A 14,743-nucleotide genomic window follows, 5' to 3' on the forward strand; every position below is an offset into this window, starting at 1 on the left:
TTACAATCCCGTTTTATGCGCTCGGGCGGTGAAAAAGATTCCCGAAGGGCTGTCCGCCTCGATTTCGCGCAGTTTCTCAAATGTTTGCGTGTCGTAGACCATGACTTTGTTGGCATCGCGCACGCTGAGCCACACCTCGTGCCCGCGCGGCGTGAATTCCATGTGCAGCACAGCGGGGCCGGGTTGGAATTCGTGGATGATTTCTTTGCTGACGCTGTCGATCACCTGAATGGTGTCGTTCAAGGGGTGGGCGAAATTCACCCAAACCTGCCGCCCATCCGGTCGGGCCATGGCAAAGACCGGCTGACCGTGGGTTTGGGTGCGCCCGGTCTCGGTCAGGGTGTCGGAATCAATCCAGAGAACTTCGTGATGACCTACGGCTGGCAGGACAAACTCGCGGCCCGTCAGCGCCCAGCCTTCCAGATGAGGCATCTTGTAGACGGGCATTTCTTCCTGCCCGCGCCCGTAATCGGGAAGCACGCGGATCGGTTCTGGCGTCTCGGACCACAGGTCCAGCGCGGTCAAACCGTCTTCGCCGAACAGGCCAGTGATATAGGTTCGGCCATTGGCGGTGATCAGTGCGTCATAGGGGTTCTTGCCCATGCCCGTGATCTTTGTGATCTCAGGTTCACCCTTGGCGAAATCGGCGATCCAGGTCTCGCCCGTGTCCCACATGGTGAACACGAAACGGCGGCCCGGTGCATCGACAAGACCGATGGTTTTGCTGCCGGTGGGGATGTCAGCGACCATGTCAAGCGTGTCGGCATCGAACACACGTACGCCGCCGGGTTCGTAGTTCGATACGGCCACCAGTTGACCGTCATCCGAAATTGCACCGCCGATGGCGTTACCGGCCTGCACGACGCGATTTACAATCTGGCGGGTCACGATATCGACTTTGGTCAGCCCGCCATCGCGACCGAACACATAAGCAAAGCGTTCATCGGGGGAATAGACCAGCGAAGCATGGGACAGATCGCCCAGCCCGTCGATTCGTGCCAGTGCGGCCCGGTCGGATTGGTCGATCAGCAGGACCGAGCCTTTGGCGCGTTCGATCACCAGTCCCAGATCTCCGGTGGCGGTGGGTTCAGCGTATGCCGTTGTCATCATCAGGGCGGCCGCGAGGCCAAGGACGAGATGTTTCATTGTGCCTCCGATTCCAGAAGGTAGCGGGCGATCCATTCGGCTTCTTCTTCGCTGATCAGTGGTCGCCAGGGGGGCATCGCGGTGTCGGGGATGCCGTCGAGGATGACACCGGTCAGGACGTCCGGATCGTAGTGTTGCAGGGTCTCGGACCTCAGATCGGGGCCGAGGCCACCTTTCAAAGACAACCCGTGGCATGAGCCGCAATCCTGATGGACAAGCCGTTTCAGGGCGTTGGGATCGATGGCGTCAGCGGCAAAAGCCGATGTTGCCACCAGAACGGCAGTTGTCAGAACGGCGCGCGCCGTCCAGCCCGAATGCCCGCCGTTCGTTTGCAAGATGCTAGCCATGAGCCTGCTCCAGCAATTCCGACACAGGCCGATCCGCATACAGCGAAACCACCCGTCCGATGATAAACAGCGTGGGGGCTTTCAGATCCGCCTCACGTACATCTGCAGCGAGTTGATCCAGTCGCGAGACAAGGCGGCGTTCATCCGGTGTGGTGGCCTTGCCGATGGCCAGAACAGGGGTGGAGCCGGGCAGGTTTTCGGTCATCAGGCCCATCGCGATCTGACCGATATTGGCCACACCCATATAAACCACCAGCGTCGAATCCGGATCGGCCAGACGTTTCCAGTCCAAGTCCAGAACCTTGTCTGCCTGCCGGTGTCCGGTGACATATTGCACCGAGGTTGCCAGCCCGCGATGGGTCAGCGGCACGCCGGTGGAACAGGACGCCCCCTGTGCCGCTGTGATGCCCGGCGCGTATTCAACAGCGATACCGTGAGAAATCAGATAAGCGGCTTCTTCCGAGCCCCGGCCAAAAATCATCGGATCTCCGCCCTTCAGCCGCGCCACGGTGTGACCGGCGCGTGCCTCTTCCAGCAGTATCTCGTTGATGCGGTCTTGAGGAACGGTGTGGCATTTGGGGGCTTTGCCGACAGGGATCATTCGCACGCCGTCGGTATGCATCGCGAGGATTTCATCCGAAACCAGACGGTCATAGACCACCACATCCGCCTCTTGCAGCATGCGCAGGGCGCGCAGGGTCATCAGTTCAGGGTCGCCGGGGCCAGCGCCAATCAGAAAAACCTTACCGCTCATATGCAAACTCGCTCGTTCTGAATGTCTTCGGAACCCGGTTTATCGACAGCTTCCACGCGCGAATATGGGACGTTGCTGGGTGAACCGGGCGTGTCATGAGGGCAGGTTGCCGCAATCGCAAACCAACCTCCTTGACATAAGTTAAGGGGCGCGGAATTTGCTTCCGCGCCCCTTTGATCTTGCCTGTTTTTGCCTCGGCTCAGGGTTCGACCGTGACCATTCCGATCATGTTCTGCGTTTCCCAATGCGGGCCGCACAGATAGTTTTGTGGCCCGGGTGTAAGGAAGGTCAGGTCAACCGTTTCCTCGGGGAATAGCCGGTCGCTTTCAGGTTGGCTGCCATCTTTCAGCAGCACGCTGTGGCTGGTGCGTTTGTCCACGTTGACCCAGCGCACTGTGGTGCCCGCCTTGACCGTCAGTTCGGCAGGGCAGAAATTGTATTTGTACATCAGCACCACTTCGGCGTCCTCAACGGCTGAAGAAGGCTGACCGAACAGCTCGACATAGCGTTCTTCGGCCTCAGAGCAGATCGCAGTGGCGTCTTCATCGGCTGCCAGCGCTGGTGACGCCAGAAGCAGTAGTGCAGGAAGAAGGCGGTGGGTCTTCATGGTCCATGTCTCCTTTCTGAAAAGGGTGGGGCCGGTTCACCCGGCCCCCATCCGTTATTGTTTTACCACATTGATATTCGCGCTGTCGTCGTCCAGCGCGAGGCTGGTGTTCAGCGTCACGTGGTGGAACCGCGCGGCGACAAAGTCGTCGTGGATCGCGAAACCGACCGTGTAGGTCTGACCCGGCTCCAGCGGCACATCCCCCGGCGCGCCGGAATTCAGCGGCCGCGAGAAGACGACGGTCCACACACCACCGGACAGATTGGCCGAGGCGGCGATCTCACCGTCATTGACCACGCGCTGTTCCAGCAGATAGCCGTTGCTGGCACTGCCGTCCGCGTAGACACGCATCAGGTCCAGATAGGTGCCGTCAGCCAGGTATTGCTCAATCTGAGCTTCGGCCTCCAGCTTGTCCCAACCACCCAGCGGAGCGCCACGGCGGCCTTTGGTGTCGACTTCGGTCCGGCTTTCGCTGATGTACTTGGTCACCGTATCCTGAGTGCTCAGGCGGGCTGCAACATCGCCATTGGCGGCAATCGCATCTGCCTCGGGCGCGAAGGGCATATAGGTGTTGTCGGCGTGGCACGAGGCCCAGCAGCCCACCTGATCGCCCAGCTCAATGCCGGTTCCGGTGATCATCATGGCAACCTTGATCTGGTTATCCGGATCCATCTTGCCGCCGTCGACAAAGGGCGCAGGGTTGTGTCCCGCGTCCGGCCATTGCATGCGGATGTACAGATTCTCATCGTCATGCGCAGCCTGAACGGTCGCGTCGATCACGCCACGTTTGCCGGGGATCGGCGTTGGCTCCAGATCACCACCAGCAACGATCTTGTTGCCGATTGTGTCCAGTTCCTTTGCGTGACAGGTCGAACACTGATCGCCGCCCTTGGTCAGCGGACGGGCACCGCCGTGGAACTTGCCGTTCTGCACCCATTCAAACGAGGCCTGACCGGGGTAGAACAGTTTCAGATCCGCGCTTGCCACGGAATTCCAGTCGATGTTGCCACCGACATCGCTGCCACCGCTGCCACCGCCTGCGCTTGCAGGGGCTGCGGCTTCTTCTCCGCTTGCCTTGGAGCGCTCTTCGGCCACGGCTGCGTCAACAGCAGCGGCGATCTGGGCCTGTACGGCTTCTTGCTGGGCTTTCTTGGCGGCTTTTTCCGCCTCAGCCTCGGCAGCTTCCTTGGCTTCGATCTTCGCGAGGCTTGCCATGTATTCCGGCGGGATCGGGCGGATGAAGGCCGGGTTCGGTGCCTCAAGTTCTTCCAGATACTCCTCATCGGCCCGGTCACGGGCGTCCGAGTGTGCAATCCCCTTGTGACAGTCGATGCAGGTCTGTCCGATCTCCATCGCATTCAAGTGCTGTTGACGCGCACGCGGTTTCTGGAATTCGGGCATCATTGATTCGAAGTCATGGCAATTGCGACATTCGCGCGAGTCGGAGGATTTCATCCGCTCCCATTCGTTCATCGCCAGATGCACACGCTTGGCTTCGAACTTCTCGCGGGTGTTGATGGTGCCGACCATCTTGCCATACAGTTCTTTGGACGCCTTGATCTTGCGGATCATCTTGTGGGTCCAGTCCTTGGGCACGTGGCAGTCTGAACAGACTGCGCCGACGCCCGAGCGGTTCACGTCGTGGATCGTGCCCGTGTATTCTTCGTAGACGAAATCGCGCATCTCGTGGCACGAGATACAGAAATCCTTGGTGTTGGTCGCTTCCATGGCGGTGTTGAACCCGCCCCAGAAGATGATGCCGGCGGCAAAGGCCGCAGCAATGCCGGCCACGGGCATTCCCCACAGGAAATACCGGCGCCAGATCGGTTTTTTCTTTTCCGGTTCGGAAGTCATATCCGGGCTCCGTTTTGGCTGTCTTGTCTGGCCCTGGGTGGCAGGCCGGTGAGTTTGGCTGAGTGGTCAAACGAGGAAAGGGCGGGCGAGGGGCCCGCCCTTTCCGGTTTTGGCTGAGAACCCGTCAGGTGACGTGGTTCGAGCGGTTGTAGACGTTGAACTTGCCGGTCGGAGCATAGAGCCCCTCAATGCGGCCGATTTCTTCCAGCGTCTTGGCGTCGAAGATCACGATCTGACCGTTGGGCTCTTTCGAGTCCGACAGGTTCCACTTGGAGACCCAGACCTCGGTCCCATCCGCGTTGAACTCGAAGTGAACGGCAGCGCTGCCTTCGTCTTCGGTGATCTGGATGGTTTTCACGATCTCGCCGGTCTCTTTCGAGATGACTTGTACCGACTGCTGAATTTCCGGTTCCGGATGCTTGGTCTGGTCAGCCCAGATATAGTCCGAATTCGGGTGGGTCCGTACAAACAGGCCGGGGCCATCGGTTTCCACTTCGTAGCAGGTCTTCCAAGCCTGATCCGGATGACCTTCCGGGTCGTTGCCCCAGACCGTCACGGTGCCAACACCAAGGTGGGTTGTGCCAGCGACCGGGCCGCAATTCGGGTCAACCCAGTTGGCGCCAGGGCCAGGGTGCGGCAGCGCGGCGGTGTCGATCATCGCCTCAAGCTTGTGAGTTTCGGTGTCGACGACAACCATCTTGTTCGACGCGTTTGCGGCGATCTGGAAGTAACGGCCTGTCGGGTCAAAGAACCCGTCATGCAGGAACTTGGCCGAGTTGATCTTGTCGATCCGCAGGTTGTCGAGGTCGGTATAGTCAACTTGCCACAGCTGACCCAGCTCTTTCACTGCAACGATCCAGGTGGGTTCGTTTGGCGTGGTGTAGATAGCGGCCACGCGGGCCTCTTCTACGTAGTCACCGTCCACGTTAACGCCGCGGGTCGATACGACCTTGACCGGCTCCATGGTCTGCGCATCAACGATCGCGAAGTGCGGCGGCCAGTAGCCACCACCGATGACGTATTTGCCGTCGCCGGAAACGGCAACGTCGCGGGCGTCATAGGCGATTTTGACTTCGGAAACCAACATCTTGTCCGGCGTCTGCCAGAGGTCGATCTTGGTCATCTTGCCGTCACGGCCCATGGTGTACCAGAAGCGGCCGGGGTTTTCCGGTTCGGTAATGCTGTGGTGCTCTGATGCTTTCAGAACGTGGACAGCATAACCGGTTGGGATGTGCGTCAGCACTTCCTTGGTGTCACCGTCGATAACGGCCACTTTACCCACGTCACGTTCGATGACGACGAAGAAGTTTTCCCAGTTGCGACCGTGCAGCGGCTCGGTCGGATAGTCGGCTTCTTCGACATAGACCTTGCGGGTCTCTTTCATCTGATCCAGCGACATCTCAGGCGGCTTGGGGGCCTCCATCTGGATATAGGTCGCCATATCCTTGATTTCCTGCTCGGTCATGATGTCCGAGAAGTTGTTCATCCCGCCTTCGGTACCCCAGGCAATGATTTTTTCAAGACGTTCCTGCCCGAGTGCAAGGGTTCCGCCTTCGGTCACAGTACCGTCGGCTGCGGTTTTCTTCCAATGTGGTTCAAGGCTCTTGCCGGTGGCGCCTTTGCGCAAAACGCCGTGGCAGCCTGCGCATTGTTCGAAATAGAGCTGCTTGGACGACTCAAATGCTTCGTCGCTAAGTGTTGGCTCTTCGGCAAAGGCTGGCGCGGCGACACTGCCCAGCAGCATTGCCAAACCGGCCCCGAAGGCGCGGCCAGTTTTGTTGTAGCTGATTCCAAGTGACATGATCACTCTCCATTTGCGTGGTGAGGCAAGCCTAAGGGTGAGGCATTGGAGCCGGGCACTCCTTGACCAAAGTCAACGGAAGGGGTGGAAACCGGGCTGCAGCAAGGGCGAAACGGCAAAAAAACTGCAGAAAAACCAATGTTTCAGGCTCATGTTTTCCAATGGTTTTGATTTTGGTTAAGTCGCGCGGACAGGAGGGCTGTTACGGCTGGCAAAACGGCCAAGGAGAGCAGCCATGCCCGCAATAATCACCCGCATACTGGGCGAAGGGTTCCGAGTCTTTTTTCTGTCCGCCGGTCTCTACGGCCTTTTTGTCGGGCTGGTCTGGGGTCTGTGGCTGGCGGTGCCGTATATGGCGCCCGATTATGGCATTACGCCGCCTATGTGGCACGCGCATGAGATGATTTTCGGATATGCCACTGCGGCACTGGGAGGGTTCTTCCTGACCGCGGTGCCAAACTGGACCGGCGCACCAGATGCGCGTGCGCGATTCATTACCTTGGCCGCCGGGTTGTGGCTGGCCGGTCGAATGGCAATGTGGTTTTCGGGGATGCTGCCGCCTGTTCTAGTGGCGCTGGTCGATCTGGCTTTTGTGCCGATTCTGGCCGCCAAGATTGCGACGCAGCTGATCCGCCGACCGAAACCCCAGAACATGATATTCCTGCTGCTATTGACGTTCATCTGGGTGGCGGATCTGCTGACCCATCTGGAGTGGATCGGGGTCACAAACGACACTCTGCAATCCGGGCTGCGCTCGGGGTTGCTGTCGCTATGCGCCATGATTGCCATTCTGGGCGGGCGGATCACGCCGGCCTTTACCAGGAACGCAATGAAACGCGCGGGTGTGCCGGAGGCGGACTGGCCGGTCTCAGTGGCTGCTTTCGAAAAGGCCGGCATGGTGCTGGCCTTAATACTCCCACTGAGCGTGCTGGCTTTGGGCGTAGGGGCCGTGGCCGGGTTGGTGGCTCTGGTTCTGGGAGTTGTTCAGATCTTGCGTATGGCGCGTTGGCGCGCGCGCTGGGCTGCCCGTCAGCCGATTCTTCTTGCGCTGCACATGGGACTTGGGATGCTGGCGCTGGGGCTGATCCTTTGGGGGCTGGCGGTGCTGGGCATTGGTAATGAGGTTGCCGCACTGCATGTTCTGGGTATTGGTTGCGTGGGCGGCATGACCCTGGCGGTCATGAGCCGCGCCGCGCTTGGCCACAGCGGCCGTGCGCTTGTTGCACCCGGACCCATGGTTGTGGCCTATGGGCTGATGGCCGTAGCTGCTGTGTCCCGCTGGGTCGGGACGGATCTGAACGCGGGCTATTTGGTTGCGATGTTGCTGTCGGATGGTCTGTGGGTCAGCGCCTTTGCGCTATACCTGATCGCCATGTGGCCTGCGCTGACAGGTCCCCGGACGGAACGTTCGGCGTGAATTTCATTTCATTGCGCAAGTCTTGACTTTCGTTAAGGCGACACCATGGCCCACCCGTCATGTTGATCAGACTAGCTAATCTGCGCAAAGGAGAGCGCAATGCGAGAAGTCATGACCAAGAGCATGGCTCGCAATATATTCTATGGCGGGTCACTGTTCTTTATTCTTATCTTTTTGGCCCTGTCGGCCCATTCCCACTGGTATATCGTCAATTCCGAGAATGCGGCGAAACTCGATGACAGCGTGGTCCGGGGCAAGCACGTCTGGGAAAAACACGCCTGCGTCAACTGTCACTCGATCCTGGGTGAAGGCGCCTATTTCGCCCCCGAGGTAGGCAACGTGATGACGCGTTGGGGTGTGCTGGACGACCCGGAATCAGCCTTTGAATCCCTCAAGGGCTGGATGGAGGCGCAGCCGACTGGCATTCCCGGTCGTCGACAGATGCCCAATTTCAACCTCAGCGACGAAGAAATCCGCGACCTGACCAACTTCCTGATCTGGACGGACAATATCGACGCTCAGGACTGGCCGCCCAACGAGGCGGGCTGAGAAGGGAACGGAGAAATGAAATACGAATCCCAAAAAGTGGCCTACGCCTATTTTGCCGTGGCAATGGCCCTGTTCGCGATCCAGGTAACCGGCGGTCTGATAGCCGGCTGGATCTACGTGTCGCCCAATTTCCTGAGTGAGCTGCTGCCGTTCAACATTGTACGGATGCTGCACACCAACGCACTGATCGTCTGGCTGATCCTGGGCTTCTTCGGCGCGGCATACTTCCTGATCCCGGAAGAGTCCGAGCGCGAGTTGCACTCGACCAAGCTGGCGTATCTGCAATTGCTGATCCTTGTGGTCGGTACGCTGGGCGCAGTGCTTACCTACACATTCAACCTGTTCGAAGGTAACTGGTTGTTGGGCAAAGAGGGACGCGAGTTCCTTGAACAACCCAAATGGGTCAAGGCGGGCATTGTCGTTGCCGCGCTGATCTTCCTCTACAACATCTCGATGACGGTGCTGAAGGGCAAGAAGACCGCGATCTCGAACATCCTGCTTCTGGGCCTCTGGGGTCTGGCGCTGCTGTTCCTGTTCGCCTTCTACAACCCAGGCAACCTGTCCCTCGACAAACAATACTGGTGGTATGTTGTCCACCTGTGGGTTGAAGGTGTGTGGGAACTGATCATGGCTTCGATCCTGGCCTATCTGATGCTGAAGCTGACAGGTGTTGACCGTGAGGTGGTCGAGAAATGGCTTTACGTTATCGTTGCTGCCGCACTGTTCTCGGGCATCCTGGGTACAGGCCACCACTACTACTGGATCGGTACGCCTGCGTACTGGCAGTGGATCGGTTCGATCTTCTCGAGCCTTGAGGTGATCCCGTTCTTCGCGATGATGGCCTTTGCTTTCGTCATGGTCTGGAAAGGTCGCCGAGACCACCCCAACAAGGCCGCACTGCTGTGGTCGCTGGGCTGTGCCACGCTGGCGTTCTTTGGCGCGGGCGTCTGGGGCTTCCTGCATACGCTGCACGGGGTGAACTACTATACCCACGGCACGCAGATCACGGCTGCCCACGGTCACCTGGCCTTCTACGGTGCTTATGTCTGCCTCAACCTGGCGATCTTCACCTATGCGATGCCGATCCTGAAGAACCGTGATCCGTACAATCAGGTGCTGAACATGGCGTCCTTCTGGCTGATGACTGGCGGTATGGTCTTCATGACCTTCGTGCTGACCTTTGCCGGAACCGTGCAAACGCACATGCAGCGTGTGGTCGGAGACTACTTCATGGATGTGCAGGATCAGGTCGCGATCTTCTACTGGATGCGCTTCGGTGCCGGTCTGGTCGTGGTCATCGGTGCCCTGCTGTTCATCTACTCGATCTGGGTTCCGCGCAAAGAAGTGCTCGAACCTGGCCCGGTCGAGCGTGAACGTCTGGACAACGATCCTGATCACGTAGCGACGGAGTCATGATCATGGACGGCTCCATGAAACTGGGAACGGGGGCGGCTGACGCCCCCTTCTACCTGCCCCAAGGCGATGAATGCGACGTGTTCGCCGCCGCTTATACGAATAACCTGCCGGTTCTGCTGAAAGGGCCGACGGGCTGCGGCAAGACCCGCTTTGTGTCTCATATGGCCGCCAGCCTTGGCCGCCCGCTTTATACTGTAGCCTGCCACGACGACCTGGCCGCCGCTGACCTGATCGGCCGCTATCTGCTGAAAGGAGGCGAGACCGTTTGGGTTGATGGCCCCCTGACACGTGCGGTGCGCGAAGGCGCGATCTGTTACCTCGACGAGGTAGTCGAGGCCCGCAAGGACGTCACCGTCGTGTTGCACCCGCTGACCGACGACCGGCGCATCCTGCCGATCGACCGCACCGGAGAAGAGCTTGAGGCCGCTCCCGGTTTCATGCTGGTGGCCTCGTACAACCCCGGTTATCAGAATATCCTGAAAACCCTGAAACCCTCGACCCGGCAACGGTTCATCTCGCTCGAGTTCGACTTCCCGTCGCCCGAGATGGAGGCCGAGGTTGTCGCCCAGGAAAGCGGGCTGGCGCTGGAGCGCTGCAAGCCGCTGATCCGGTTGGCGAACAAGCTGCGCGGGCTCAAGGGTCAGGATCTTGAGGAAGGCGTTTCCACCCGTCTGGTTGTTTATGCCGCGACGCTGATCGCACAGGGCATGTCGACCGACCGCGCCATCCTTGCCGCTATGATCGAACCTCTGACCGATGACGAGGATATCAAACGCGGGCTCCTCGATCTTGTCACGGCTGTCTTTGGGTGAGGCCGGCCGATGGTCAAGATCGACTTTGAGCCATGGGAACCCGAAGAAACGATCGGGAAACTGTGGCACACCCTTGCCAGCCGCCTCGATGCACCTGAGGTGCATGTTGGAGCCGCGGTCGACCTCTCAGAGGTCGCGGGGCGGCTGGCAGTCCTCTTTCGGGGACTTGGGGGTAGTCCGGGCGTCGAGTTGCGCCCGGTCTCACCCGAGGTTTCGCGCCATCGCCTGAGCTGGCGCCGCCGTCTGGCGACCGAGGTCGAGCAACTTCCGCGTGCGTCTTTCGATGGCGAGGTTTTGCGCCTGCCCGACCGGTTGGCAGTCTTTCCCGCTCGAGAAGCCAATGGCGCGCTTTATGTCTGGCTTGCTGCAGCGGCTGCTCACGCCGGAACACGGATTGACGAAGACGACCCGCTGCGTGCCGATCTGCGCGCGCTGACCGCCGCGCAGGAAATGGTCGAGGCGACGCTTGACGACGCCCCTGGCCTGCGCCCGCTTTACACCGAACTTTGCAAAGGCCTGTTGCATCATCGCGACGTTCCGCCTCTGCCGCCTGTCGAAGCAGCCGTCGAAGAGCTTGTCCGCAACATGCTGGGCGCTCCCGAGTCGCTTTCGGCCAAAGCCGAGCAACTTTTGACACTGGCGGACGATCTGACCGCCCCGCGCGGGTACCAGAATTTTAGACCGGTTCCGCTGTGGCCAGAGCTGCGCGCTGTCAGTTTTTCGGAACATACCGAGGTCGAAAGCCGCGACACAGAAGGTCCGCCTGAGGAATCGAGCGAGAAGACCCACCGCGCGCGCCGCCGCAAATCCGATCAGGCAGAGCGGAACGACAGTCTGATCCTGCACAAATTCGAAGCCATCCTCAGTTGGGCTGAGTTCCTGAACCTGAACCGCCGAATCGATGATGACGATCCCGACAACGCCAAGAAAGCCGCCGACGATCAGGATGAAATCGGGCTGGGTCAGATCTCGAAAGCACCGCCGACACGGTTGAAACTGCATCTCGACCTGGCGCCCGAAGATGTGAACCGCGAGCGTCTGTCGGGCCGTATTCTTTATCCGGAATGGGACGTGCGCACCGGTAAGTACTTGCCCGATCACGTCAATGTTCTGGTGTCGGACGCCGACATCCGCGACGACGCCGCCGAGTTTGGCAAAGACCCTGCAACCGCCCGCCGCATCCGCGCCGTCAAACGCCAGTTCGAGGCGCTGCGCCCCGGGCGTGTGATGACCAGAGGCCACCTGGACGGTGATCAGTTGGACATCGAAGCCGCCGTGCGCGCCGAAACCGACCGACATGCCAGCGGCGAAGGCAATGAGCGCATCTGGATGCAATCCCGGCCCGAGGCCCGCGATCTGGCGGTTTCGATCCTGCTGGATGTCAGCCGCTCGACCGAAAGCGCCGTCACCGGGCGAGCTGTGATCGACATCGAACGCGAGGCTTTGGCCGCGCTCGCCTGGGGCCTGAATGCCTGTGGCGACGATTTCGCCATCCATGCATTCAGCTCGCTGAAACGCCAGCGCGTCTATGTACAGCGGTGCAAACGGTTTGATGAGCCGATGGGCGGAACGGTCGAACAGCGCATCGCGTCTTTGCGGCCGGGACATTACACGCGGCTTGGGGCGGCGATCCGCCACTGTTCAGCCGATCTGGCGGCGCAGACGCGCAAGCGCCGGCTGCTGCTGGTGATCACCGATGGCAAGCCCAACGATCTGGATCACTACGAAGGCCGCCACGGCATCGAAGATACCTGCATGGCCGTCCGCGAGGCGCGCCGGGCCGGACAATCCGTCTTTGGTGTCACCATCGACAAGACCGGCAAAAGCTGGTTCCCGCGTATGTTCGGGCAGGGCGGTTTCGCGGTTATCCCAGACCCACATCGCCTGACCATGGCTTTGCCGCAGATCTACCGACAACTGGTCGGCGCATGAGCGATGTCTCTTTGATCGACGAGCTTCCCGGCGAATTGCTGATGTGGGTGCTCATCATCTCAGAGTTGCTGGTCTTCGGCGCTGGGATGATCGCCTTCATGGGCGTTCGCCTCACCGATCCTGTTGGCTTTGCCGAGGCTCAGTCGCATCTGCACCGCACCGGTGCGGCTTTCAACACCGCAGTACTCGTCACGTCGGGCTATCTGGCAGCACTGGCCTTGAAATGGCGCGAGGCTGCCCGCCGAGGCGCAGCGCGGTTGGCTTTGGTGGCATCGGCAAGTCTGGGCGTGGTGTTTCTGATCATCAAGGGGGTGGAGTATACCGACAAAGCAGCGCAAGGGATCGGTTTTGAAACACACCCGTTCTTTCTGTTCTACTACCTGCTGACCGGCTTTCACGCCGCGCATGTGCTGGCCGGGGTCGGCATCCTACTGCTGGTCGCGTGGCGCGACGATCCCCGCAATATTGAGGCCGGGGCGCAGTTCTGGCACATGGTCGACATGGTCTGGATCATGTTGTTCCCCGTCATCTATCTGCTGGGATGAGGGCAATGAGTGAAAACACTCTGACACGTGCCTGGCTCGCCCTTCTGGGCCTCAGTTTCGGGTCGGCTCTGCTGACCATGATACCCGCACCACCTGCGGTGCTGGGCGGTGGTATACTGTTGCTGGCATTAGTGAAAACGCGCGTGATCCTGGCGCGGTATCTCGATCTTGCGGAAAGCCCGGCCTGGTTACGTGGCTTTTCCATGGTACTCACGGGGTTCGCCGTAATTATCTTTGGCCTTTACCTGATCTGACATCATCAAAAAAAAACGCCGCTCTGAAGAGCGGCGAGTTTCCAAGCAAAGGGGTGCTTTGGTTATTGGGCGGCCATCGGCATTCGCGCAATCTGGCAGCGCTGCCAAAGAGCCGACAAGGCGCCGACCAGATGATCTATGTCCTCATCCGTGTGCACGGGCGAAGGCGTGATCCGCAGGCGCTCGGTTCCTTTGGGAACGGTGGGGTAGTTGATCGGCTGGATATAAATGCCGAATTCCTCAAGCAGAGTGTCCGAGATGAATTTGCATTTCACCGGATCGCCAACCATCACCGGAATAATGTGGCTGGGGTTGGGTAAATGCGGGATGCCTTCAGCGTCCAGGCGGGCGCGCACCTGTGCCACGCGGGCCTTTTGCAGATCGCGTTCGGCATTCGACTGTTTCAGGTGCCGGATCGAGGCGGCGGCGCCGGCGGCAATCGACGGCGGCAGGGCGGTTGTGAAGATGAAACCGCTGGCAAAGCTGCGTACGAAATCACACAGGGCGGCGGATGCGGCGATATACCCGCCGACTACGCCAAAAGCCTTGCCCAGCGTGCCTTCGATCACTGTCAGGCGATCCATTAGGTCTTCGCGCTCGGCAATACCGCCGCCGCGCGGACCATAGAGGCCAACGGCGTGCACTTCGTCCAGATAGGTCATCGCGCCGTACTTGTCGGCCAGATCGCAAATCTCTTTGATGGGTGCGATATCGCCATCCATCGAATAAACCGACTCAAATGCGATCATTTTGGGGGCATCGGGATCGGCGGCGGCCAGTTTCGCCTCGAGGTCGTCCAGATCGTTATGTTTCCAGATCACCTTTTGCGCCCGCGAGTGGCGGATGCCTTCGATCATCGAGGCATGGTTCAGCGCATCGGAGAATACAATCAAACCCGGGATTTTAGCGGCCAGCGTGCCCAGGGCCGCCCAGTTCGACACATAGCCCGAGGTGAACAGAAGCGCGGCCTCCTTTCCATGCAAATCGGCCAGTTCGGATTCCAGCAATACATGGTCATGGGTGGTGCCCGAGATGTTCCGCGTGCCGCCCGCGCCGGCACCGCAGCGGTCCAACGCGTCATGCATGGCCGAGATGACAGCGGGGTGCTGGCCCATGCCCAGATAGTCGTTAGAACACCAGATACGCACGTCCCGCTGCACGGACCCATCGGTCTGACGTGCATTCGGGAATGAGCCGCAGCGGCGTTGCAGGTCGATGAAAACACGGTAATTTCCTTCGTCCCGCAGGTCGTCCAGGCTCTGGGTAAAAAATCGCTCGTAGTCCATCTTACTTGCTCCCCGGATTACTG

At 59.8% G+C, this 14,743-nt stretch carries 14 protein-coding genes; 7 read left to right on the forward strand and 7 right to left on the reverse strand.

The features are described from left to right. The 6 genes from GOX66_RS15300 to GOX66_RS15325 all read right to left on the reverse strand — a co-directional run bounded on the left by GOX66_RS15300 (nt 1) and on the right by GOX66_RS15325 (nt 6,509). The gene (locus GOX66_RS15300) at nt 1-1,146 is read right to left on the reverse strand and encodes a cytochrome D1 domain-containing protein (RefSeq protein ID WP_170763604.1); all 1,146 of its coding nucleotides are present in this window, start codon (nt 1,144-1,146) and stop codon (nt 1-3) included. Beyond that, nucleotides 1,143-1,493, reverse strand: a complete 351-nt coding sequence (locus tag GOX66_RS15305) for a c-type cytochrome (RefSeq protein ID WP_170763605.1) — start codon at nt 1,491-1,493, stop codon at nt 1,143-1,145. The genes GOX66_RS15300 and GOX66_RS15305 overlap by 4 nt, the downstream gene beginning before the upstream one ends. Then, nucleotides 1,486-2,247, reverse strand: a complete 762-nt coding sequence (gene cobA / locus GOX66_RS15310) for a uroporphyrinogen-III C-methyltransferase (RefSeq protein ID WP_170763606.1) — start codon at nt 2,245-2,247, stop codon at nt 1,486-1,488. Before cobA ends, GOX66_RS15305 begins: the two co-directional genes overlap by 8 nt. Before the next feature lie 199 nt (nt 2,248-2,446). Then, nucleotides 2,447-2,854 (reverse strand): cupredoxin domain-containing protein, encoded by a 408-nt coding sequence (locus GOX66_RS15315; protein WP_170763607.1) that lies wholly within the window; start codon nt 2,852-2,854, stop codon nt 2,447-2,449. A gap of 54 nt (nt 2,855-2,908) precedes the next feature. After that, nucleotides 2,909-4,708, reverse strand: coding sequence for a NapC/NirT family cytochrome c (locus GOX66_RS15320; RefSeq protein ID WP_170763608.1), 1,800 nt, complete (start codon nt 4,706-4,708; stop codon nt 2,909-2,911). Between the two features lie 124 nt (nt 4,709-4,832). After that, nucleotides 4,833-6,509: a cytochrome D1 domain-containing protein gene (locus GOX66_RS15325; RefSeq protein WP_170763609.1), complete on the reverse strand. Its 1,677-nt coding sequence runs from the start codon at nt 6,507-6,509 to the stop codon at nt 4,833-4,835. Between the two features lie 235 nt (nt 6,510-6,744). Here GOX66_RS15325 and GOX66_RS15330 point away from each other — a divergent pair, with 235 nt between their 5' ends. From GOX66_RS15330 to GOX66_RS15360, 7 genes are all read left to right on the forward strand, one after another. Next, the gene (locus tag GOX66_RS15330; protein WP_170763610.1) at nt 6,745-7,926 is read left to right on the forward strand and encodes an NnrS family protein; all 1,182 of its coding nucleotides are present in this window, start codon (nt 6,745-6,747) and stop codon (nt 7,924-7,926) included. Nucleotides 7,927-8,025: 99 nt separating this feature from the next. Continuing rightward, entirely contained in the window at nt 8,026-8,475 is a 450-nt protein-coding gene (locus GOX66_RS15335; RefSeq protein WP_170763611.1) for a c-type cytochrome, read from the forward strand. Nucleotides 8,476-8,490: 15 nt separating this feature from the next. After that, a complete protein-coding gene (locus tag GOX66_RS15340; protein WP_170763612.1) occupies nt 8,491-9,891 on the forward strand; it encodes a cbb3-type cytochrome c oxidase subunit I in 1,401 nt (466 codons plus the stop codon). A 2-nt stretch (nt 9,892-9,893) separates the two neighbouring features. Further along, on the forward strand, nt 9,894-10,703 hold the full coding sequence (locus GOX66_RS15345; RefSeq protein WP_170763613.1) for a CbbQ/NirQ/NorQ/GpvN family protein: 810 nt from the start codon (nt 9,894-9,896) through the stop codon (nt 10,701-10,703). A 9-nt stretch (nt 10,704-10,712) separates the two neighbouring features. Further along, nucleotides 10,713-12,635, forward strand: a complete 1,923-nt coding sequence (locus GOX66_RS15350) for a nitric oxide reductase activation protein NorD (protein WP_170763614.1) — start codon at nt 10,713-10,715, stop codon at nt 12,633-12,635. Continuing rightward, nucleotides 12,632-13,180 carry a cytochrome c oxidase subunit 3 gene (locus tag GOX66_RS15355; RefSeq protein ID WP_170763615.1) on the forward strand — a complete coding sequence of 183 codons (549 nt, stop codon included), beginning with the start codon at nt 12,632-12,634 and terminating at the stop codon, nt 13,178-13,180. The genes GOX66_RS15350 and GOX66_RS15355 overlap by 4 nt, the downstream gene beginning before the upstream one ends. A 5-nt stretch (nt 13,181-13,185) precedes the next feature. Next, on the forward strand, nt 13,186-13,434 hold the full coding sequence (locus tag GOX66_RS15360) for a cytochrome C oxidase subunit IV family protein (RefSeq protein ID WP_237212626.1): 249 nt from the start codon (nt 13,186-13,188) through the stop codon (nt 13,432-13,434). A 62-nt stretch (nt 13,435-13,496) separates the two neighbouring features. Here the strand turns inward: GOX66_RS15360 and hemA are convergent, their stop codons facing one another. Beyond that, nucleotides 13,497-14,720, reverse strand: a complete 1,224-nt coding sequence (gene hemA, locus GOX66_RS15365) for a 5-aminolevulinate synthase (protein ID WP_170763617.1) — start codon at nt 14,718-14,720, stop codon at nt 13,497-13,499. Nucleotides 14,721-14,743 lie beyond the last annotated feature (23 nt).

This window comes from Ruegeria lacuscaerulensis (genome assembly GCF_013031245.1).
In the GTDB taxonomy this organism is placed as follows: domain Bacteria; phylum Pseudomonadota; class Alphaproteobacteria; order Rhodobacterales; family Rhodobacteraceae; genus Ruegeria; species Ruegeria lacuscaerulensis_C.